The organism is Candidatus Amarolinea dominans (assembly GCF_016704685.1).
Taxonomy (GTDB): domain Bacteria; phylum Chloroflexota; class Anaerolineae; order SSC4; family Amarolineaceae; genus Amarolinea; species Amarolinea dominans.
In genome coordinates, this window is the sequence record NZ_JADIZS010000034.1 from 14,298 (window position 1) to 36,709 (window position 22,412).

The 22,412-nt window shown below is 62.6% G+C and carries 21 protein-coding genes; 6 read left to right on the plus strand and 15 right to left on the minus strand.

The window, feature by feature from the left end; genetic code table 11:
- The first annotated feature begins 194 nt into the window (after positions 1-194).
- Positions 195-1,604 (plus strand): ATP-binding protein, encoded by a 1,410-nt coding sequence (locus IPF85_RS19300; RefSeq protein WP_343409692.1) that lies wholly within the window; start codon positions 195-197, stop codon positions 1,602-1,604.
- Between the two features lie 61 nt (positions 1,605-1,665).
- On the opposite strand, the gene IPF85_RS19305 is transcribed toward IPF85_RS19300, so the two are convergent.
- The 15 genes from IPF85_RS19305 to rsmD form a co-directional block, all read right to left on the minus strand.
- Positions 1,666-2,241, minus strand: coding sequence for an HD domain-containing protein (locus IPF85_RS19305; protein WP_343409693.1), 576 nt, complete (start codon positions 2,239-2,241; stop codon positions 1,666-1,668).
- Between the two features lie 36 nt (positions 2,242-2,277).
- Entirely contained in the window at positions 2,278-3,264 is a 987-nt protein-coding gene (locus IPF85_RS19310) for a CHAT domain-containing protein (RefSeq protein WP_343409694.1), read from the minus strand.
- 558 nt (positions 3,265-3,822) lie between these two features.
- Positions 3,823-4,713: an SIR2 family protein gene (locus tag IPF85_RS19315; protein WP_343409695.1), complete on the minus strand. Its 891-nt coding sequence runs from the start codon at positions 4,711-4,713 to the stop codon at positions 3,823-3,825.
- Between the two features lie 11 nt (positions 4,714-4,724).
- Positions 4,725-5,978: a glycoside hydrolase 100 family protein gene (locus IPF85_RS19320; protein WP_343409696.1), complete on the minus strand. Its 1,254-nt coding sequence runs from the start codon at positions 5,976-5,978 to the stop codon at positions 4,725-4,727.
- A gap of 142 nt (positions 5,979-6,120) precedes the next feature.
- Positions 6,121-7,020, minus strand: a complete 900-nt coding sequence (locus tag IPF85_RS19325; protein ID WP_343409697.1) for an ABC transporter permease — start codon at positions 7,018-7,020, stop codon at positions 6,121-6,123.
- Positions 7,017-8,105 (minus strand): ABC transporter permease, encoded by a 1,089-nt coding sequence (locus tag IPF85_RS19330; protein ID WP_343409698.1) that lies wholly within the window; start codon positions 8,103-8,105, stop codon positions 7,017-7,019. The genes IPF85_RS19325 and IPF85_RS19330 overlap by 4 nt, the downstream gene beginning before the upstream one ends.
- A gap of 99 nt (positions 8,106-8,204) precedes the next feature.
- A complete protein-coding gene (locus IPF85_RS19335) occupies positions 8,205-9,938 on the minus strand; it encodes a peptide ABC transporter substrate-binding protein (protein WP_343409699.1) in 1,734 nt (577 codons plus the stop codon).
- A 142-nt stretch (positions 9,939-10,080) separates the two neighbouring features.
- Positions 10,081-10,227: a helix-turn-helix domain-containing protein gene (locus tag IPF85_RS19340; protein ID WP_343409700.1), complete on the minus strand. Its 147-nt coding sequence runs from the start codon at positions 10,225-10,227 to the stop codon at positions 10,081-10,083.
- Complete coding sequence (locus IPF85_RS19345; protein ID WP_343409701.1) at positions 10,227-11,144, minus strand: SPFH domain-containing protein; 918 nt, start codon at positions 11,142-11,144, stop codon at positions 10,227-10,229. Before IPF85_RS19345 ends, IPF85_RS19340 begins: the two co-directional genes overlap by 1 nt.
- 116 nt (positions 11,145-11,260) lie before the next feature.
- Complete coding sequence (locus tag IPF85_RS19350; RefSeq protein WP_343409702.1) at positions 11,261-11,776, minus strand: hypothetical protein; 516 nt, start codon at positions 11,774-11,776, stop codon at positions 11,261-11,263.
- 87 nt (positions 11,777-11,863) lie between these two features.
- A complete protein-coding gene (locus IPF85_RS19355; RefSeq protein WP_343409703.1) occupies positions 11,864-12,505 on the minus strand; it encodes a hypothetical protein in 642 nt (213 codons plus the stop codon).
- Positions 12,447-14,378 carry a DUF2207 domain-containing protein gene (locus tag IPF85_RS19360; RefSeq protein WP_343409704.1) on the minus strand — a complete coding sequence of 644 codons (1,932 nt, stop codon included), beginning with the start codon at positions 14,376-14,378 and terminating at the stop codon, positions 12,447-12,449. Before IPF85_RS19360 ends, IPF85_RS19355 begins: the two co-directional genes overlap by 59 nt.
- Positions 14,379-14,524: 146 nt before the next feature.
- Complete coding sequence (locus IPF85_RS19365; RefSeq protein WP_343409705.1) at positions 14,525-15,340, minus strand: universal stress protein; 816 nt, start codon at positions 15,338-15,340, stop codon at positions 14,525-14,527.
- A 43-nt stretch (positions 15,341-15,383) separates the two neighbouring features.
- Complete coding sequence (locus IPF85_RS19370; protein ID WP_343409706.1) at positions 15,384-16,421, minus strand: hypothetical protein; 1,038 nt, start codon at positions 16,419-16,421, stop codon at positions 15,384-15,386.
- A gap of 20 nt (positions 16,422-16,441) precedes the next feature.
- On the minus strand, positions 16,442-17,005 hold the full coding sequence (gene rsmD, locus IPF85_RS19375) for a 16S rRNA (guanine(966)-N(2))-methyltransferase RsmD (RefSeq protein ID WP_343409707.1): 564 nt from the start codon (positions 17,003-17,005) through the stop codon (positions 16,442-16,444).
- A 265-nt stretch (positions 17,006-17,270) separates the two neighbouring features.
- On the opposite strand from rsmD, the gene IPF85_RS19380 reads away from it, so the two are divergent.
- The 5 genes from IPF85_RS19380 to IPF85_RS19400 are packed head-to-tail and all read left to right on the plus strand — an operon-like array spanning position 17,271 to position 22,266.
- Positions 17,271-17,840 carry a hypothetical protein gene (locus IPF85_RS19380; protein WP_343409708.1) on the plus strand — a complete coding sequence of 190 codons (570 nt, stop codon included), beginning with the start codon at positions 17,271-17,273 and terminating at the stop codon, positions 17,838-17,840.
- Between the two features lie 44 nt (positions 17,841-17,884).
- Positions 17,885-19,240, plus strand: coding sequence for a family 1 glycosylhydrolase (locus tag IPF85_RS19385; protein WP_343409709.1), 1,356 nt, complete (start codon positions 17,885-17,887; stop codon positions 19,238-19,240).
- Between the two features lie 9 nt (positions 19,241-19,249).
- Entirely contained in the window at positions 19,250-20,122 is an 873-nt protein-coding gene (locus IPF85_RS19390) for a sugar ABC transporter permease (RefSeq protein WP_343409710.1), read from the plus strand.
- On the plus strand, positions 20,115-20,939 hold the full coding sequence (locus tag IPF85_RS19395; protein WP_343409711.1) for a carbohydrate ABC transporter permease: 825 nt from the start codon (positions 20,115-20,117) through the stop codon (positions 20,937-20,939). The genes IPF85_RS19390 and IPF85_RS19395 overlap by 8 nt, the downstream gene beginning before the upstream one ends.
- 34 nt (positions 20,940-20,973) lie before the next feature.
- The gene (locus IPF85_RS19400) at positions 20,974-22,266 is read left to right on the plus strand and encodes a sugar ABC transporter substrate-binding protein (RefSeq protein ID WP_343409712.1); all 1,293 of its coding nucleotides are present in this window, start codon (positions 20,974-20,976) and stop codon (positions 22,264-22,266) included.
- Positions 22,267-22,412: the final 146 nt, after the last annotated feature.

Here is a 22,412-nt window from a genome sequence, read left to right on the forward strand (position 1 = left end):
GATCGGACGCCTGACAAGATCGGCCTGGCCCGGCCGACATCTGGGGTTATTGTACCATACGCCGTACTCACTGCAAGATCGTTGGTAAGACCGCAAGACCTGGTCTCGCGTGGTCTGGAGTTGTTATTATACGAATCACGATTATAATAATCGCGATTCGTATTGTTCCCCGCGGCTCGCCAAGAAGGAAAACGATGTTCATCAACCGCCATGCCGAACTGATTAACCTGGAAACGCATTACCGTTCCGGACGCGCCGAGTTGTTCGTTCTCTACGGCCGGCGACGGGTGGGCAAGACCGAGCTTGTGCGCCATTTCTGCGCAGACAAGCCCCATATTTTCTTCATTGCCACCCTCAGCGCCGATAACGATCAGCTCGCTTCCTTCTCCCAGGAGATTTGGCGTTTCACGCACGCCAATATCTCCGATGGCTTTACCTTTCCATCGTGGGAGGCGGCTTTCCGCGCCCTGGCGGACCTGCCCGGTCGCCCTGTGGTCGTGCTGGACGAGTTCACTTATCTGATTAGCGGCAACAAGACCATTCCCTCGATTTTGCAGAAGGTGTGGGATGAGCTGTTGCGCAACACCCAGGTTTTTTTGATCCTGTGCGGCTCTTACGTGGGCATGATGGAACGGGAGATTCTGGGCTACCAGGCGCCGCTGTACGGTCGTCGAACTGGCAGTTATCTTCTGCCAGCACTGGAATTACCGGCCGCGGCCGTTTTTCTCCCCGCCTACACCCCCATCCAGCAGATCGAGGCTTGGGCGGTCTTGGGCGGCATGCCCTATTACCTGGCCACCTTCTCGGATCAGGCAGACATCTTCGCCAATATCCGCGCTCGCATCCTCGATAGCCAGGGGATGCTGCGTCGCGAACCGCAGATGCTGCTCATGGAGGAACTGCGGGAGCCCCGCAATTACTTTTCGATCCTGCGCGCGCTGGCACAAGGATCCACGCGACTGAACGAGATCAGCCAGGGGGCGCGCGTGGGCGACGCAACCACGACAGCGCGTTACCTGAATATCCTGCAAGATCTGCGTGTGGTAAACCGCAATGTGCCTGCCACCGAGAGTCGGCCCGACAAGAACAAACGCGGCCTTTACCAGATCACCGATGCCTTCCTACGCTTTTGGTTTCGCTACGTGCATCCCAACCAGGGATCGCTTGACCTGGGCCTGGCGGACGCGGTGCTGGCGCAGCGCGTGCGGCCGACATTCGATCAGTTCGTCAGTTATGCCTTCGAAGAAGCGGCGCGGGCTTACGTCGCGCGCCTGGCGCGCGCAGGGCAGCTCGCCTTCTTGCCTGAACGGGTCGGCTCCTGGTGGGACAGCACGGGCGAGGTGGACGTTGTCGCGGTCAGCGAGGCAGATGGCGCGCTGCTGCTGGGCGAGTGCAAGTGGTCGGTCAACCCCGTGGGGACGGACATCCTGGACGATCTCCAACGCAAGGCGCGCCTGGTTGATCCCCAGGGCCGCTGGCCGGCCGTTTCCTATGCGCTGTTTGCCAAGTCCGGTTTCACGCCCGCCCTGCTCGCCCGCGCCGCGGACGAGAATGTGCGCCTGGTTGCGGCGGAGGCGCTGGTAACGGATGATCCTGGAAGCTGAATCTGTGGCCTGACAGTGTGATCTTTGCCTGGCTGAGCAGTTACAATGCACCTGTGGTTCCTTAGCCCAATCCCAGGTCTGCTGCAATGCCTTGCAGCGCGCTGAGCACGGTCTGGATGTGTTCATCCAGCGGCTCGCCCAGCTCGGCGGTGTAGTGCTCGATCTCCTGGCGGCTGATGGCCGCGGTAAAGGCTTTGTCCTTCCACTTCTTCCTGACCGACCGCACCTCGACATCGGCCAGGCTCTTGCTGGGGCGCACGTAGCCCACCGCCATGATGAGGCCGGTCAGCTCGTCTACGGCCAGCAAGGCTTTGTCCAGGCGGCTGACGGACGGGACGCCCAGGTAGGTGGCATGCGCTTCCACGGCATGGATCAGCTCCGGCGGCCAGTCCAGGGCGCGAAACAGGCGCAGTTCGGTGCGCGGATGCCCAGCGGTCTGGTCATCCATGTTGGGGAAGCGCTCGAAGTCCAGGTCATGCACCAGGCCGGTGATGCCCCACAAGTCCTCGTCTTCGCCGTATTTGGCCGCGTACGCACGCAGCGCCGCTTCCACCGCCAGCATGTGCTTGCGCAGGCTGTCGGCCTTCACCCATTCGCACACCAGCGCCCAGGCTTCGGATCGGGTCGGTAATGACATCGTTGATTTCTCTCCTTCTACGAATGACAATTTTCTTCATTTGAACAGGCGTCCATCGGAGACGCGCGTGGTGAGCACCGGAATGGCCCAGTCGAACTGACCGGCGCCACTTGCAGCCACCCCGCGGCGGCCATCCACAACGCAGTCGTCGAGCGTCAGCCCCTGCGCGACCCCGCTGTAGAAATGCCTGGCGAACAGGACCGCGTAATCGTCGCGCACGGCCGTTTGCATGGCCACCACGGCCGGCACGCCCACCTTGACCAGCACGTCGGCCACGCCGTAAGCGTCGGTGCTGCTGGCGGTCTGGCTGGTCTCACAGGCGTTGAGGAACACCAGGCGGACGGTGCTGCCCGCCAGCAGTTGACCGAAGCGTCTGGCGTCGAGCGGATCGCTCAGGTGACCTTCGGTCTCGAAGATGAGATGGCCGGTGTTGGTGAACGTATCGAAGAGGCCATGACCGATGAAATGCAGGATGTGGAAGGTCTCGCGCAGGCGGGGCAGCAGATCGCTGACCTGCACGTGATCCATCTCGACCAGTTCGATGCGGTTGCCCAACGGCGCCAGCGCGCTGCGCACGCGCGCAATCTCGTCGGCCGTCTTGAGCGTGCGCTGGTCGGTCGGCCCGGCCACGGCCAGTAGAATGCGCAGCGGTGTGGGCGCAGCCACCGGCGTAACGGGCTTGCTGGCAGGGATGAAGCGCACGAGTGAGCGTTTGAGGTCGAGCCCCCAAAACTCAGGAACGGTGCCAGGGCCGGGCGCGGTGTCGGTGAGTAGTTCCCAGGGCAGCACCGCCAGCTCGGGCGGGTCGAGGCGCAGGCGGATGCGCAGGCTGTCATTGTCGCCCAATGTGCCGTATGCAGTCGCCAGGCGATGGTAGACGGCCGGCGGGAAGGCCAACTGCTGCAAACGGTAGCCGAGCAGCGCCAGGTCCCTCTCGGCCGGCGGCTGGCTGGGGCGCACCGGGCCGGGCGTGCGGCCGGTTGGCGTCTCTGCGGCTGCGTCGTCAGCGAAGCCGCGCAGCACGCCGAAGCGGTTGAGCAGGCGCTTGAAATCGGTCTCGCCGGGATCGAAGGTGGCTTCGGCCTCGGCCTGGCCGCCCAGTACGCTGGTGGTTTCAACGCTGTACTGGCCGGCGGCAACGCCGCGGCGGATGCGCAGGTCGAAGTCGTGATAGGTGATGCGGCGGACGGACGCGGGGTGGGAGGAGGCGGGGGGGTCGGGCCGGGTGACGCATTGCCGCCTTGCCCGGAGGATGACGTCGAGCCGGTGGAACGCCCTGGCGGCGGGACGCCCATGATTTCAAGATAGCCGGTCGAGTTCAGGTCATAGATCAGTTCGAGGAGGCGAGGCACTTTCACGCGCTTTTCGGCGAATTCGATCAATTTGAGGCGCAGGCTATGCAAGTTCGGCCCTGCGCTGTCGCGCACACCCTGGAAGTCCTGTTCCAACAGGATGATGTCAATATCCTGCGCCGTCAGTTTTTGCAGCAGTCTGTTCAAGGTGATTGAATTGGGCAGCGTAGGCATGGGTGTTGGCTCCTTTGCGGGTGTGGGGGATGGGCCGGGGATTGGAGACCGGAGATCAGAGACCGGAGATTGGGGATCGGGGATTGGAGACCGGAGATCGGAGACCGGAGACCGGGGATTGGGGGTTGGGGGTTGGAGATTGGAGATCGGAGGCCGGAGGGAGGGGCAGGTCGAGGAGGCTGCTGAGGACGGCGAGGGGGTCGGCGTCAATCAGTTCAACGTTGCGCTGCTGCCAGGTCAGGCGCTGGTAGGGGTCCAGGCCGGGCTGCACGGCAAAGGCGCGGCGCATCAACGGCCCGGCGGTCGTCAGCACGTGGGTGTAGAGCAGTTCGAAATCCACGTCTGACAGGTCGTAGCCGATGAAGAGCAGGGTATTGACGCGCATGATCGTGCGCACGTAGTTGAGCAGGCCGGCGTTGGCCGGATCGTTCACCAGGCGCAGATGGGCGTCACGCGTCAGCACCAGGCTCTGCTGTTCGCGCACGCGACCGTACAGCCAGATCAGCGTGGGCAGATTGCCGTTGAGCAGGTCCAGATTGCCCACGCTGACGCCGGCAATGATCGGGTAGTTGTACGGGCGCCGCTGGTCACGCAGGGCGTCCTCGAGCAGGCCGTCGTACGCGGTAACAATGTAGTGGCTGGCCGGCAACTGCGCGGCGAGCCGGTGAACAAGCTGCGGTTGGTGGCGCTGCTCGTCCAGTTCACGGATGATGATCCGGTTCAGTTCATTGGTAAAACCGTGCTGGCCGGCCGCGAAGGCCTGCGCGACCGCTTCCAGGGAGTTGTCACGGCCCTGGTAGTTGATACGGGCCGCCAGGCGCTGCGCCAGGTCCTGCCGGCTGGGCAGGCCGGTCAAGGCCTGCGGCAGATCGCCGCCCCAAAAAATAACCAGGTTGCGGTGCGCCAGCGCATCGCTCAAATCAGGTGACAGTTGCAGGTTTGCCATCTCGAACCTCGTCAGGGTTGGATCAGATCATCGAACAAGGGCAGGCGTCGCTGCTGCAAGGCCTCGTAGGCATATAGATACATGCCGGCCGACCAGGCCTGGAGCGGATAGCCCATGGGGTTGCCGGTTTCGCCGTGCAGCCATTCGTTGAATTCCCACGGCTCATAGGCGCCGCGCTGATTGGCCGCGGCCAGATCGCGCAACAGATGCTCCGCATCATCCATCCAGCCCTGGCGCACCAGCGCGGCCACGTGAAATCCGCCGATGAAGGGCCAGATACCGCCGTTGTGATACTGGTGCGGCAGGTTCAGGTTGCGGCTGCGGTAGTATTCGCGCCACTCCGTCTGGCCCGGATAGATGACGGGGTGAATGGCCTTGCTCGGATAGGGCCTGCCCGCGCCCACCTGGTAGAGGTGGCGCAAGATCAGCTCGCGGCGCCCGCTGTCGGCCACGCCGGTCAGGATGGCCAGGGTGTTACCCAGCACGTCGCAGTAATCGCCAAACTCGCGGAAGGCGACCCAGGGCAGGTAGAACGGACGGCTGGAGATGGTGCCCACGTTGTGATAGAGCATGTACCATTCCAGGCGCATGGCCTTGAGACGGGCCAACTGTTCGGCCCAAAGCTCTGGCTCCCAGCAGCGATTGACCCAGAGCAGCAGGTTAAGCCGTTCCTGCACCCCATCCGCCCCCGCCCGCGCCCCGCCCGCCTCAGCGCCGCAGGCTGCGGCCATCTGCGCAAAGGCATGCAAGCTGGCGAAGTAGAGGACGTTGTCATAGAGGACATTATAACGGACCGAGAGCAAATCCATCCAATCGCCGGCCTCGGGCACTTCGAGCAGGCCGCATTCATTCATGTCCTGATAACGCAGCCAGACCAACGCGCGCTGCAGACGGGCAAAGTTGTCGCGCAAATAGGCATCATCGTGCGACAGCAGCCAGTAATAGTAGTGCCCCAGAATGAACCACAGGTTGGCGTCTACCGCGCCGGCATTTTCGGTGGAAACGGTGCGGCTGGCCACGTCCACGTTGAGGGGGATCAAGCCCAGCGGTGATTGAAAGGCGCCCAGGGTATCGAGCGAAGCGCGGAAGGGCGGCAGGAAAAGCGTCGGCTCAGCCCAGGCCGCGCCCAGCGCGGTGATGATGCTATCGCGCGCCCAAACATGCGGATAGCCACGCGTCAAGCCAGACGCTTTGAAGCCAATCGGGGAACTACAGCGCTGCAGCACCTCAACAGCCCGTTCGCGGGCCTCGATCAACAGGTCCATCGCTTCTCCCTTCGACCATGAGCCGCCGAATGAATTCGGGGCGAAAGAGCGTTCCGCCGGGCGTCCACCTGCGTGGACGCAACCCTGGTCGGCGCAGGCCGACCTTGCGGCGGAACGCCCATTAGGTGCGATTTCAATCGCTTCACTCCGATTTCGGATCGAACGCGTCGCGCAGCCCATCACCAGCAAAGGAGAAGGTGAGCACCATGACCATCAAGGCCAGGCTGGGGAAAAGGGCTTGCAGCCAGTTCGTCTCCAGGTACGGGATGGACTGCACGATCATGCCGCCGATGCTGGGCGCGGGCGGCTGTACGCCCAGGCCCAGCAGGCTCAACACCGCTTCGTTGACCACCACGCCGGCCACGTCCAGGGTGGCGCTGACGATGACCATGCCCATCACGTTGGGGAGCAGATGGCGCCAGAGGATGGTCCGATCGCGGGCGCCGACGGCGCGCGCGGCTTCGATGAACTCCCGCTCGCGCAGCGCCAGGGTGATACTGCGCACGGTGCGCGCCATCAGCGGCCAGCTCACCAGGCTCAGCGCGCCGGCCACGAGGAGCAGACGGCCAATCCCGCCAAAGGTTTGCGTGATGGCAGGGCCGAACACGCCGGCCACCAGGATCGCCAGCAGCAGGCCGGGAAAGGCAAAGAGCATATCCGCCAGGCGGCTGAGCAGTTGATCGAGCCAGCCGCCGAAATAGCCGGCCAACAGGCCCAGGGTGGCGCCGAGCACGATGTTGAGCGTTTCGACGTACACGGCAACCAACAGGGAGACGCGCAGGCCGCGCAGCAGGCGGGCCAGGGTGTCGCGCCCCAGGTTGTCGGCGCCCAGCGGGTGCGCCGGCGTCGGCCAGGCGTTGATGGCGTCATAGTCCTGATCGGTGGCGCTGAGCGGCCACAGATCAGGGCCGACCGCGGCCAGCAGCAGCAGCAGGACGATCACCGCCAGGCTGAACAGCGCCAGGCGATTGGCGGCAAAGCGTGCGCTCAGCGTGCGTGAGCGGTCGCCCGCGGTCAGAGTTTCAGTGATGGCGTTGCTCACGTCATCCGAATCCGTGGGTCGAGAAACAGGTAGGTCAGGTCGGTGGCCAGGTTCATCACCACGACGGCCGCGGCCAGGATGATCGTCGTTCCCTGCAACACCGGATAGTCACGCTGACCGATCGCCTGGATCGCCAGGAAGCCGATGCCGGGCACGGCGAAGAGGTTTTCGACCACGAACGCGCCGGTGACCAGGAAGGCGAGCGAGGGGCCAAGCACGGTGACAATCGGCAGCAGCGCGTTGCGAAAAGCATGGCGCCAGGTGATCTGACGCGGGAAGAGGCCCTTGGCCGCGGCCGTGCGCATGAAGTCCTGGCGCAGCACTTCCAACATGGATGCGCGCGTCAGACGCGCCAGGTAGCCTGTGGTGCCCGCGGCCAGCACGATCACCGGCAGCACCCAGTGGGCCGGGGTTCCCCAGCCGGCCACCGGCAGAAAAGGCAGCCCGCTGCGGTAGAGCCAGGTATCGGCCACGCGCAGGATGGGAATCAGCACGAAGCTCGGAATGGCGTAGAGGGCCAGCATGAACGCCAGCAGGCCACGGTCGAGCCAGGAATTCTGCCGCAGCGCGGCCAGCACCCCAGCCGGGATGCCGATGACCAGGCTGAGCAGAAGCGCGACGCCGCCCAGCGCCATCGAAATCGGCAGGCCGTGACGCAACAGATCAAGCACCGGGCGTCCCTGGTATTTGTAGGACAAGCCCAGGTCGCCCTGCAGCAGCCCGCCGACATAGCGCAGATACTGCTGCCACCAGGGCAGATCAAGTCCATACTGGTGCAGCAGCCGTTGATAGATCACAGGGTCACGACGCGAGCCCATCATCACCAGGATGGGGTCTCCTGGCGCCAGGTAGCCGATGATGAATGTCAGCAGGGTAATGCTGAACACCACAAAAATCAGACTGAGGATACGACGCAGAACGATGGATACCATAAGATGAATGCTATAGGAATGGGCGGTTCGTTTCGTGCCGCCGAACAGGTCCGGTGGGTGGCGGCGCAAGTTGTCGGGCAGTTCGTAGTTCGTAGTGACGGCTTTAGCCGTTTCTGCTATCACGGAGCGACTGAAGTCGCCACTACGAACCATCTGAACTCGTTCGGCGCTCACAGTCCGGCGTTCGGGGTCACAGGGAACGCCGAACGGAGAGTCGGGGAACTCCCCGTTCGGCGCCCCCGCGGGGCCGGTCTACTGCGTCTTACCGCGGACAGCCGACCAGTCGGGCACCGTGATGCCCTGGCCGGTAAAGACAAAGCCAGAGACATAGGGTCGCATCAGAACATTGAGCGTCGGATTGAAGAGCGGCAGCCAGCCCACTTCATCCACGGCCAACTGCTCAGCCTGGTTGTAGAGCGTCATCCGTTTGCTATCATTCCCGACGATGACATCGGCCTCATCCACCAGTTTATCAAAGGCTGCGTTCGACCAATGGCCGTTGTTGTTGCCCACATCGGTACGCAGTTGCTGCGAGATGAAATTTTGCGGGTCGGGGTAGTCGGCGCCCCAGATGCTAAAGTACATCTGAATGCCCTGCTCCGGGTGTTGGTAGGTGGTGTTCAGGCGCTCGCTGAAGGTCGCCAGTTCGAGCGGTTCCAGGGTGATCTGAACGCCCAGGTTTTGCTTCCACTGCTCCTGCAAGAAAGTCACCACCCGCTCATTGTCGCCTTCGACGCCGTAGCTGAAGGCAATGGGCGGCAGTCCCTTGCCGTTGGCAAACCCCGCGTCCGCCAGCAGTTGCTTGGCTGCGGCCGCGTCGAAGGTCAACCCCTTGATGGGCAGTTCGGAGCCGGGCAAGCCGCCGGGCAGGATGCGGTCGGAGGGGCGCACACTGCCGCCCAGCACCTTGGTGGCCAGCGCCTGCTTGTCAATGGCGCGGGCGAAGGCCTGGCGCACCTTCACATTATCGAAGGGTGGCAGCATATTGTTGAAACCGATATAGCGGACGGCAAAGGAGGAAGCCGCACGGAAGTCCGGCAGGTCGCTCACCTCGGCCAGGCGCGCCGCCGGCACGCCGTTCTGCTGGCTGCCCATGATGTCCAGGCCGCCGGTGCGGTACAGTTGGAACGCGGTCTCGCTGTCCTGGAAGAAGGGCATCTGCAGTTCCGTCACCTGGATGGGGCCATTCCAGTAGTAGGGGTTCGGCTCCAGGATCAGGGCCTGGTTGTGCTTCCATTCCTTCAGCTTGAAAGGCCCGGTGCCGATCGGGCTATCGGTCCAGTTGGCCGGGTTGGCCGTCACCTTCGCCTCGGGCACAATGAAACCGCCGGCAAAGGTCAACTGCTTGAGGAAAAAGGCAGACGGCTGCTTGATCTTGATTTCGACGGTAGAGGCATCCACCGCCTTGACCCCAGTCAGGGTGGAACTGGCGCCGCTCGTCACATCGTCAGAGCCGACGATGTTACTCAGATAGAAGGGGCCAGTCCAGCCGCCGGTCGCCGGATTGAGCGCCCGCGTCAGCGAGAAGACCACGTCGTCGGCCGTCGCCGGTGTGCCGTCGCTGAAGGCCAGGCCGGAGCGCAGCTTGAAGGTGTAGGTCAGGCCATCCGGCGAGACCGTCCAACTGGTCGCGCCGTCCGGGGTCACGCGCAGTTCCCCGTCCAGGCGCACAAGGCCGGCGAAGAGCATGTTCACCGCCAGGATACCCTGGGAGTCACTGGCCTTGGGCGGGTCAATCGAAACCAGTTCGTTGATGCCCTCGATGGACCAGCGCAAGACCTGGGGTCTCATCGTCACCGGCGTGGGCGTGACGACAACCTCTTTGGTCACCTCTTTGGTCACTTCTTTGACCACTTCGACGGTCTCTTTGACCACGACCGTCTCTTTTTCGATAACCGTCACCGGCGTGGGTGTGGCTACACACGCCGCCAACATCAACGCCAGCGCCGCTGCGCACAGGGTGATCATGACAAATCGCCGCAACATAGAATGTTCTCCTCCGTTTCTCATCTTTTTTTCATCTTTTCATCAGGGGCATGGACATCAGCCCGCCATAATCAAAGACACGGAGACCGCAGCACCGATGGCGGTCTCCGTGTCTGGATTGCGTCTACCAGGGGAGGGGTAACTAGCCCTTCAAGAATTCGTCCAGCGCCGCCCGGCCGACGCGATACTGAGCGCCGATCTTGCGCGCCTTGAGATCGCCCTCTGCGATCAGAGCCAGGACATCGGCTTCGGACACCTTGAGATACGCCGCGGCCTCGGCCGTGGTCATCACATCGGGCGCCGCGGCGGCCGCGGCCGGGGCCGCGCCCGGCTGCTGCTGCCCGCGGCCATGGCCTGGGTCATCGCTTGCGCCATGACGCCGCCCAGACCCATGCCCGCGCCCAAGCCCAGCCCGGCGCCGGTCAGGCTGCCCGCGCCGCCGTCGCCTGCCTGCGCGGCATCGCCCAAGGCCCGCGCCGCCTTGTACTGCATGTAGGCCTGCATGTTGCCGATGGCGCCCATCGAGGCGCGCTCGTCAATGGCCTTCTGCGTTTCTTCGGTCGGGCTGACCGACTGGATGAACATCTGCTTGAGCGCGATGCCCAGGGCGGCAAAATCGTCGGCCAACCTGGCCTTGATTCCCGCGCTCAGTTCATCGAACAGGGCCGGCATGTCCAGGAAACTGGCGCCGGAAGAGGCCAGCACATCGGTCATGCGGCTGATGATGACCCCGCGCAGATACGCGTCAATCTGCGCCGTCTGATACAGCCCCTGCGTTCCCACGATCTTGGTGACGAACAACTGCGGGTCGCTCACCTGCATCGAGTAGTTGCCAAAAGCCCGCAAGCGCACCATGCCGAGGTCCTTGTCGCGCAGGGTGATCGGTTCCGGCGTGCCCCATTTCTGCTCCAGAAACTCGCGCCGGTTGACGAAATAGACCTCAGCCGTAAAAATGTTCTTGCCGCTGGAGAAAATGCGCTCCAGCAGGTTGGTGATGAGTGGGATATTGGCCGTGGTAATCGTATGGCGGCCCGCGCCGAACGAGTCCAGGGCCTTACCGTCACGGAAAAAGACAGCCGTCTGGCTTTCGCGCACAATGACCTGCGAGCCGATCTGGAAATCGCCAGAACCGGACTGCGGTATGCGCACCACCATGTCGGCCGGCCCCTGGTCGGGGGCTTCAATCACATCAATAATTCGTGCCATTTTCTCCTCCTGCGTAGAGTTGGCAACTCTGCTTGTCAGGAACGAGAATTAAATAAGTGTCCGAACATAGCCACCCCGTGGGCCGCTAAACCAGACAATTAAAAAATTCTCGTTCCTTAGCTATTCAGAATTGCATCCTGGCGATGGCCCCACACGGTGTTGAGCATCGCCACATGATCGGCCAACGCATTGGCAGCGTCGCCAATGCCCTCGCGCGCGCTGACGGCCGCGGCCAACTTGTCCACTTCGGCTTGCAGGGCGCCCACGCGCTCCACCATCTGCTCGTCGAACTGCGCCAGGGCATCGAGCTGCGCCTCCTTGACCTTGACATCATCGAAGAGCGGCGCATAGCCATAGCTGGCGGTCTTGATCCGATCCCCCAGGGTCTGCAGCTTCGTGACCGCGCGCTCCACATCATCTACCCACTGCAAGCCGCCCGCGCCGAGCAGGTCAACCTGCAGGCCCTGCAGGCGTTGGCGCTGCTCGTCCAAGTCGCGCGCCAAAAGATCGCGCACCGTCTTGTCCGCCTCGCGGCGCAGCTCTTTTTCCTTGTAGCCCTTGACACCGGGTAATCCGGCGAAGGTACGCTCCAGTGCGCCCCGGGCAGCTTTTGCCTTCTCGATCAAATCCATAGTTTGTTCCTTTCTCTGCCAGAATACATCATTCGCCCCTCTGCACTGATCCTGCGCCGGCCGGTCGCCTGACCGGCGGCGACGGAGCTACTGCGCAAGGAAAATCTCGCTGCCACAGAACGGGCAACTGATCACGCCCTTGCCAGTGAGTTCCAGTTGGCCGCCACAGTTGGGGCATTTACCGCCCTCTCGCATCTGTGACGCCTGCCGGGAATAAAGAATACCATCCTTCCAATTGACATAGCCGCTAAACAGGCCTTTGCCCACCAGGTCATAGATCCACGCCTTGACCTGCTCGGCGTCAGTGCCCATCTCCAGGACGATATCAGAGATACTCGCCTTACCCCGTGTCATGATGATATTGAGGATTTTCTTCTGCTTAGTCACTTCGGCCATCTGTGCGGCTTCAGCACGCCCGCGCGTGAACAGATAGCCGCCGACGCCAACGAAGAGCAGAGCAGGCAGCGCGCTGAAGGCGATGCCCAGCACCATGCCGCCCGTATTGCCCTGCTCACCCGCGGCCTGCACCGACGTGATCGCAAGCGCGCTGCCGATCAGGCAGGTCAGGATTCCGATCACGATGAGAATCAAGCCCACCACGCGGCCAGAACCGATCATGTATGCCTCCTTGTGTGTATCAAAACCAGGGGAAGTTAGCGATTGCGCCAGATCAACCGAACCCACCGCCGCCGCCGCCGCCGCCACCACCACCGCCACCACCACCGCCACTCCAACCACCGCCGCCGCCCGACCAGCCCGAACTGCTGGATCCGGAGGAAGGCTGCGGCGCCGGCCGACTGGTCAGCGCGGATGCGGAGGATGACAGCATGGTGCCCAGGCCGGCGCTCATACCGCTCAACCCACTGCCCATGTCGCGTGACATATCGCTCAACGTCGGCGCCGAACGTTCCGCGCTACTGATCTTCCCTGCGCCCGGCAGGCCGACATCACCGCCGCCCACCGTCGCGGGGTAATGTCCGCGCGAATGACCGTAACCTGAGTACGGCGTCCACCAGGTGGGCACCGGTGCGTCCACCTGGGCGAACTTATTGATCCAGGTGCGGTCAAGACCAAACGCCACCGCATAAGGCAGGTAGGTCTCGAAGATCGCCTTGCTCTCTTCCAGGTTCGTGTACTTCTCGATCTCCTGCAAATAGCGCTTGAAGGCCCGCCAGCGCGCTGCGGCATCGGCGCCCTTGTCAGTCTTGCGCGGCATGAAGCGCGCAATGGACATGAATATCAGCGCCGTAAGTCCCATGCCCACGACAGGCAACCACGCGGTGTCGGTGTACACCATCGCGAAGGGAAGGACAAAGCAGCCCAGGATGCCGGTCATAGCCAATACGGCGACACCGCTGGCGCCATAGGCGTTGCGCGTGCGTTCGGGGCTGCGCATGAAGAATCCTTCAGCCACCACCTCGTCGTACAGTTGGCTCTTGATCTTGGGAATCGTCGTGTAGAACTTATTCTTCAACTCCGACAATTGGCGCTCCGTCGTGTCGCCCTTGAACATGCGATCCACCAATGTCTGTTCGAAGGATCGCAGGCCCGCGGTCTTACCCACCAGCCTGTAGGTAAAATCCTTGCCTTTCTCCTCGCGAATGGTAATCACCTTGCGCCGGGCCAGATCAATCAGGGTCGCCATGATGTCCTGCAGATCAGCCGTTTCATCCACCAGCGTGCCGGCGATGCCCGGTGGCAACGCGGGGTCGGGCGGCTCGGCCAGATAGTCGGTTGGCAACATCACCGGCAGGTCGCGTCCCTTCTGATACCAGAGCAGGTAGACCAGCAGCGGCCCGCCGATGAGCAGCAGCAGCCCCAAGGCGAACACCCCGGTATTGATGAGCGGTCGCGTCTGGCGATCATACGCGGCGCGCTGCTCAGTGGCCGCCGCGTCTGCATCGGCCTCTGCCTGCCAGCTTGAGGGGCTGCCGGCCACCACACCGTGAGTGAACTGCACGCGCACCTCGATCTGCTCGCCCGGGTTGATGGCCTCGCTGGAGGTAAATTCCATCGTCTGGGCATCGAGCTGAGTGGCGGTGGCGCGCACGCCGTAGTTATCGAAGTTGGACACCGTCGCCGGCGCGGGTACGCGCACCGTCACCGTGGACGAGCGCACCGGGAAGCTGCGCTCAGGCCCCACCACGCTCCACCAAAACTGATCGCCGCCATCATAGTAGCGCAGCGCGCCATCCACCGTGTAGCTGAGCACATAGACGTGACGGCTGTCAGAGACTGACCTGGGAAAAAACCACTTGACAATAAAATCTCCGCTGCCATCGGACGTGACAACGAAGGTGCCCGCCGTTTCACCGCTCGACGCGCGGCGCAGCGCCTGGCCGTCGGCCGTCACCTGCACCCCGGTGATATCACGCAGACGATCTGTCTTGATATTACGGGTGCCAAAGCGGAAGGAGCCGGACGTGAACACAATCTCCTGGGTTTCGATCACCTTGAACGAACCATCCGCATCAATGGTGATTTCGGCATCCCATCGCTGCCAGTAGAGTTGTTTACTCTCTTGGGCCAACGAGGGTGCGGCCGTTACCCACAGGATGAGAAACCACAACCCAACTGCCGCTCGCATCGTTCTGGAACGCATGGATCCTCCAACACAGATAATGGTTGACAACGGGGCGACGTCGTGACATGCTGCAAATTATCCCGATTATAGCGCAAATGCCCGAATTTTCCCAACGCGCACAAATCGCTGACCGGCGCCGCGCGGGGTGTGGCTATCAACGGCCGCTAACGCACTACCAGCGTCGTAATCGGGCTTTTCTGCACCAAGCGATCGCACAGGTCATCGAGCAAGAGACGATTGACACCGGACGCCGCATTGGCTCCGAGCACCAGGAGGTCAATGCTCTCTGTCTCCAGCGCAGCCAGCACACGTTCCTCGAGCAAGCCCTCGCGCAACAGTAGACGATCGAAGGCATCGGCCTGCTGTAGAATGCTCACCGCTTCCTGCAGAACTTCGCGGGACTCCGGTTCGATGGCCAACAGCTCATCAGTGGTGTGATGCCCTTCCCCGGCCGTCAGCCCCTGGAAAAACAGCGGCAATTGCGAGACCACGTGCAGGATCGTGGCCCTGGCGCCTAGCGCCTGCGCCCAATGCGCGGCCACCTCGACCATCTCCAGGCTCTGGCGCGTGCCGCCCACGCTGACCATCATGCGACGAATGTCGGTCAACGGTGCGCGCGCCACCAACACCGAAGTATTGCTCTGACGCACCACCTGGGCCACACGCGAGCCGTGCAGCAGACGACTCAGGCCGCGGCGTCCGGCCGGCGCCAGTAGGATCAGGTCGTACGTTTGGGCAGCTGATTCAGCCAGAATGGCCTCTTCGGCCGACCCGGGCTGCGTTACATCGCGCAAGGTGCCCACCGTGGCCGTCAACAGTTGTTCACGCGCACGCGTCAGCCACTCGTGATCGGCGCCCTTGCCGCCCTCGGCCACCAGGAGTGTCAACTCCGTCTCGAAGTGCCTGCTGACCACCAGCGCCACCTGCAGCGCCCATTGACTATTGTGTGAACCATCCACATACAACAAAATTCGCATCATAGACTGCTTGACTCCATCATGAGGAGGGCTTGCTCAGAGACTCTCAGATCAACAATAGAAACACGGGGACAATAAAAATAATGGCCAAAAAAACCATCAGGCGCCGATTATCACGCATAATCCACTCCAGGCACCACTCAATGCTACGCCGATAACCGTTGTAGTTGATGAACAGGGCCAGCAGCGACAACAGGGCCACACTCGTCATTTCAGTGAACACAATCGTAAAGGCGCGTGGTGTGTTGAGAAGGAGCGCAGCCAACAGGGTGTCAATGAAGGTGGTGATGTTGGCGCCCATCATGTAGGGTATCAGATTTTCACGGCGCACATAACCCCGCGCCGACAGGGGCACCAGGATCGTCAAAGAGACAGAGACGGAGAGCGTGACCGCTGTCACCGCCATGCCAATGATGAACATGACCCAGGGCCGATAGACCAGGTCCGACACACGCTGGAAACCACTGCTCTCCGGTGATATTTCGGGCAGCGCACGGTCGAAGATATTGAAGGCGAGCAGCAGGATGCCCAAACCCGCAAAGAAGAGAAGCCAGCCAGGGAGCAGCGACACCAGCAGATGCACGATGGGGTCATACACCACGTCAATGGCCGAAGCCAACGCCGTGGGCGCTCCAAAGCGTACATCGTCGAACCAGCCGTTGACCAAGATCAGGTAGCCCAGGGCCATCGCGGGCAAGTAGATGGTGGCTGTGGTGAGCAGGGCCAAAACCCCGATCGAGATACTGGCCACGCGTTGGCGTCCGCGTAGGTACGACACAAAACCGACCAGTAAGACGATGAACGAGGCGCCCAGTCGCGAGCCGGTGATCATGGCAAAGGCCTGGATATCCGAAATCAAATTACTGCTGAACAGGGTGAGGGAGACCGCAGCCACGGGCGATCCGCTGAGGACCATGTAGGCCATGAGCCATCCCATGCCCAGGGTGTTGGTCATGGAGTCAACGGACAGCGTCTTGAACAGCGGCTGCAGTTCACGCGCCCCGGTCTTGAGGAGTTCCAACGCGAGGATGAAAACGGCTACGCCGGCCACCGCCAGCAGGACTTTCTTGATTCGATTCAGCAAAGGCATCCTTCCTCATTCCCTTATTCTTGTGGAGCATGGCCGTAGAACACAAGCAGGGTGCTGCCGTACGTGCGTTCATCGAAACGGCGCAGGGAGGTCAATGACAGGGAGCGATCTTCCTTCGGGTGAATCTGGACAACAACCTGCCCAGCAGCGGTCAGCAACTGCGGGCATGCATCTACCAGCAGCAGCGCCTTTTCCCACAACTGGCGGTATTGCGGCGGGGCGATGTAGATCAGATCGAACGCCGCGGCATCCGCACGTTGCAGAAAGGCGAAGGCATCACCGGCCACCACGCGTGCCTGGGCGGCCAGCCCGGTGTGCAGCAAGTTTCTCTGTATCGTGGCGAGCGCCCGGCGATCCTTCTCGCAAAAGACAGCCTCGGCCGCGCCGCGACTGAGGGCTTCGATACCGACGGCGCCGGTGCCGCCGAACAGGTCCAGGAAACGGGCATCCTCCACCGCGCCCTGGGATTCAAGGATCGAAAAAAGCGCCTCTTTCACGCGATCGGTCACGGGCCGCGTCGAATCGCCGGGGACAGGGAACAGGGTTCGGCCTTTGGCCGATCCGGTAATGACGCGCATGGCTGCTTACTCACCCTGATAGCAAGGATTCGGAAACGCGGGCTGAATGTATCACAGCCCGGCAGCTTTGGCAACTACGGACTTGCAGGCACAGTTTTGCTATTTGTTCGATCTTTGTGTACACTTCACTCCAGGTTCCGGACGCACCTCAACACAGGTTCGTGTCTTGCTTCTTGGAGGTTCAATGTACTTGTTGCGTTTATGCCGTTCTCCCCATGGTATTCGAAGCCTGATGGCGCTGTGCCTGGCCATTGCTGCCCTGTTCATGATGACGTCTCACTCTCAAGCCGCCATTCCCGATGACGAACTGCTGGTCAATGGCGATTTCGAGCTTTATCACGTTGGTTGGACCGAAACCGGCACCGTCATCATCCGCCCCACGGGTTCTCTGCCACGCCCCCCATACAGCGGTGTTTACGCAGCCTGGCTCGGCGGCTACAACGACGCCGATGACGAGATGTTTCAGAACGTTGATGTGCCCGCGAACATCAACTTCGCCAAACTCCATTTGTGGTATTGGTCGTTCACCCCCGAGACAGCCTACACCGTGGACTACTTCACGCTGCAACTGGTGAACCCCGTCAACGGCTCCCATTACGTGGATGCAATCACGCTTGATGCCGTGCCCCCCACCAATCAGTATCAGCCCCACACCTACATCCTCAACTCAGCCGATCTGGACGCCATTCGCGGCAAGACGGTGCGCGTCCTCTTTCGCGTCTACACCGACGCACGGCTCACGTCGAGCTTCGTTGTGGATGATGTGAGCTTCGATTTCGGCAGCGACCTCTCACGCCATCTGTACCTGCCGACCACGCCCAGAACCGCACACTAGCGCAGCCCTGCGCCGAAACAGAAGGAGCCAGACGGAAAATCTGCATGACCCACGTAACGGCCCGGCACTTTCCGGCTGGCTTCCTCTGGGGAACGGCTACCGCCGCCCACCAGGTGGAGGGCAACAATCGCAACAACCAGTGGTGGGCCTGGGAGCAAATCCCCGGCCACATCCACCAAAATCAGCGCTCCGGTCTGGCCTGCAACTGGTGGACGCCAGGCGGCGCCGAGGCTGATCTCGATCGCGCCCAGGCCCTGGGCCAGAACGCCCATCGCCTATCGGTTGAATGGAGTCGTCTGGAGCCAAGCGCCGGCGTCTTCGATCCGGCCGCCTTTGCCCGCTATCGCGAGATATTGACTGCGCTGCGCGCCCGCGGCCTCAGCGCCATGGTCACCCTGCACCATTTCACCAACCCGCTCTGGTTCGAGGCGCAGGGCGCCTGGCTCAACCCGCGCAGCGTGGCGCTCTTCCAGCGCTTCGTGGAGCGCGTGGCCGGTGAACTGGGTGACCTGGTTGACCTCTGGTGTACCATCAACGAACCCAATGTGGTCGCGACCCTGGGCTACCTGGTGGGCGAATTTCCACCAGGCCAACGCAGCCCGCTGGCGCCCTTTCGGGTAACGCGCAACCTGTTGCTGGCGCACGCGGCCGCCTATCACGCCATCCATCGTCAAGACAGCCAGGCGCAGGTGGGCCTGGCGCTGCAACTGCGCCCCTTTGTCCCGGCCAGACCCACGGCCCGCCTCGACCGTTGGGTCGCCAGGATGCAGGACTATCTGTTCAACCAAAGCCTGTTGACTGCCATCCGCGACGGCGTCCTGCGCCCGCCTCTGGGCCTGGGCGAAACCGTCCCCGCGCTGGTTGACTCCAGCGACTTCCTGGGCATCAACTTCTACACGCGTGAGCTGGTGCATTTCGACCTGCGCGTGCCGGGCGATCTGTTTGGCCGGCGCTCCTTCTCTCCAACCGGCGAGATGAGCGACCTCACCAGCAGCGGCGCGCCCTACAGCGAGTGCGTACCCGACAGCCTGGAGCAACTACTGCGGCAACTAACACCCTGCGGCAAGCCGATCTACATCACCGAATGCGGCCTGCCTGATGCCGATGATAACCAACGCCCTCGCTTCCTCATCACCCACCTGGCCGCGGTACAGCGCGCCATCCAAGCCGGCGCGCCCGTCGAAGGCTTCTTTCACTGGACCCTGGTAGACAACTTCGAATGGGCCGAGGGCTGGCATCTGCGCTTCGGCCTGATCGAACTGGACACCGCCACGCAGGCACGCCAGCCGCGAGCCAGCGCGCAGACGTATGCCGACATCTGCCGCACCAACGCCATCACCCCCGCGGTGGTGCAGCGCGACGCGCCGGAAGTCTTCCGGCAGACGTTCGGCGAAGCGTAGAGCCGATCCATGCGCCCACCTTCCTTCCAGGCCCAAATGCGCCTCTTCCTGGCGCCCTTCCTCATCGGCATGGCGGTGCTCGTTGTCCTGCCGGCCCTGGCTACGCTCGTTCTGGCCTTCACGCGCTACAACGCCCTGCAGCCGCCGGTCTGGATCGGCCTGCAAAACTTCAGCAAACTGCTGGCGTCGCCGCTCGTCGGCCTGTCGTTGCGCAACACACTGCTCTTCATCGGCCTGGCGGTGCCCCTACGTTTGATGGCCGCGTTGGGGCTGGCGCTGCTCCTGCGGCCGTCCGGCCGCCGCTTTGCCATCCACCGCGCCGTGGCCTACCTGCCAACCCTGATCCCCGAAGCAGCCTACGCCTTGATCTGGCTGTGGATCTTCAACCCGCTGTATGGGCCGCTCAACCATCTGCTGGCCCTGGTGGGGTTGCCCTTACCCACCTGGTTGACCGACCCCACCTCGGCGCGCCTGGCCATCATCATCATGCTCGTTTTTCAGATGGGTGAAGGCTTCCTGGTCCTGCTGGCCGGGTTACACAACACGCCGCAGGTCTATTATGAAGCGGCGCGCATGGACGGCGCCTCAGCCTGGCAAATCCTGTGGCGCATCACCCTCCCCCTGTTGCTGCCCTGGATTCTGCTGCTGACCTGCCGCGACATCCTGGCCAGCCTGCAAGCCACCTTTACCCCCACCTACATCCTGACCTACGGCGGCCCTTACTACGCCACCATGTTCTTTCCCCTGCTGATCTACGAATTGTCCTTTGATTTCGTTGACTACGGCCTGGCCTCTGCCCTCCTGGTGATGATGTACGCGCTCATGGCGCTTCTCATCGTGGCTATCCTGCGCCTGGCGCGCGCCGGAGGGGTTGATGTCTGAGCGCCTGGCCCGCTTTTTGCGCCACGCGCTGGCCGTACTGCTGAGCGCGCTCTTCCTGCTCCCGCTCTGGTGGGTCATCGTGGCATCGCTGCGCGAACCGGGTCTGCCCCCGCCCAACACGGTGCAATGGTGGCCCGCGGCCCCCTTCTGGGACAACTACCCCGCCATCTTCCGCGTGGTGTCCTTTGCCCGCTATGCGCTGAATTCCGCCATCGTGGTCGCGGTGGCGGTGCCGCTCACCCTCATCACCGCCTCCCTGGCCGGCCTGGGCCTGGCGCAGTTGGAGGGCGCCTGGCGCCGGCGCGTGCTGATGATCACCATCGGCCTGCTGATCGTGCCCTCCGCGTCCGGCTGGATGTTCCGCTTCCAGTTACTGCGCTGGCTGCATCTGCTCGATTCGTTGTGGGCCTTGATCGTGCCGGCCCTGGGCGCCAGCAGCCCGTTGTTCGTCCTACTCTTCACCTGGGCCTTTCGTCACACCCCCGCCGAGGTATACGAAGCTGCCCGCCTGGACGGAGCAGATGGCCCGACCCTCTGGTGGCATATCGCACTCCCGCTGGCGCGCCCCACCGTGGCCGCGGTCACCGTGCTCAGTTTCGCCCTGTACTGGAGCGATTTCGTCAGCCCGGTCCTTTACATTTTCGACCCCGAATGGTACACCCTGCCTGTGGCGCTGCAGCTCCTGCGTCAGGTGGATGCTACCAATTGGCCCTGGTTCCTGGCCGGCGCCGTCCTGCAGATCGCGCCGGTTGTCATCATCTTTGCCCTGCTGCAACGCTCCTTCCTGCGCAGCGCCCTGCTCGATGTCGAGCGTTGACCACCGCACCCCCACTTTTCAGCGAGGTGCCTGTATGCAAAGAGTGTTCGCGCTACTTCTCAGCCTGTTCGTTCTGCTCAACCTGCCCGGCTGCGCCAGCACGCCAGCTCCCGGCGGCGCCGTGTCGTTCATGGTGTTCGGTGATCCGATCGAGCTTGCCGCCTACCGAAAGCTCGTAGATGCTTTCCACGCACGCTACGCCTCCATTCGGGTCGAGCTGCGCCATGTACCGAATGAGAGTGACTATCGCCGCCAGTTGACGGCCGGCTTTGCCGCGGGTGCGCCGCCGGATATCATGCTGCTCAATTTCCGTCGCTTTGCCGCCTTTACCGCGCCGGGTGGCTTGCAGCCGCTCGGCCCCTACCTGGCACGCAGCAGCGTCGTTCACGAAGCCGATTTCTATCCCCAGGCGTTGGAGGGCTTCCGGCTTGACAATCAACTGTGGTGCATCCCGCAGAACATCTCCAGCCTGGTCGTCTACTACAACCGTGATCTGTTCGACGCGGCCGGCCTTTCCTACCCGGCCTCCGATTGGACCTGGGACGACTTTCTGGCCGCGGCCAAGATCTTGACCCGCGACAACACCGGCGACGGTCGGCCTGAGCAGTACGGCGCGGGCATGGCGCCCAGCCTGATCCGCCTGGCGCCGTTCATCTGGGCCAACGGCGGCGACATCGTGGATGACGTCAACCATCCCACCCGCATCACGCTGGACACGCCGGAGGCGCAGGCCGCGTTCCAGTGGTTCGTCAATTTGCAGGTAAAAGAGGGAGTCGTGCCCGACGCCGTGGCCGAACAGGGCGAAAGCAGCGAAAATCGGTTCCTCAATGGACGCCTGGCCATGTTCTTCAACAGCCGCCGCGGCGTGCCTACCTATCGCACCATCAAGACCTTCACGTGGGATGTGGCGCCGATGCCGCAGGGGCAGCAGGCGGCCACCATCCTCCACGCCGACGCCTATTGCCTGGCAGCCGCAGCACCCGACAAGGACGCCGCCTGGCAGTTCATCGAATTTGCCAACTCCGTGGACGGCCAGAAGATCATTGCCGAAACCGGTCGCACCGTGCCCTCGCTGCGCCAGGTGGCTGAATCGGCCGCTTTCCTCGATCCCGCGCAAGCACCGGCCAGCAGCCGCGTCTTTCTCAGTGTCATCCCCACCATCCGCCGCCTGCCGCTGCTGCCCAATTGGGTGGGCATCGAAGAGACGGTCAATCGCGAAATCGAACGGGCCTTCTATGGCCAGGCCACGGTTGAGGAGGCAACCAACGCAGCAGTTTCACAAACATTGTCCTATTTCCAACTTGCCGTACCCGAAAAACCGAAGTAAAATCAGAGTCACAACGAACTTCGTCGCGCCGAACTCGTTCGGCGCATTTCCAAGTCACTTTCCCATGCGCCCAGCGCGCAACCGTGAATGAAAATGTCTTTCGCCTCTGCGCCTTTGCGTAAAGACAGTTCAGTTCAGGCAATTCG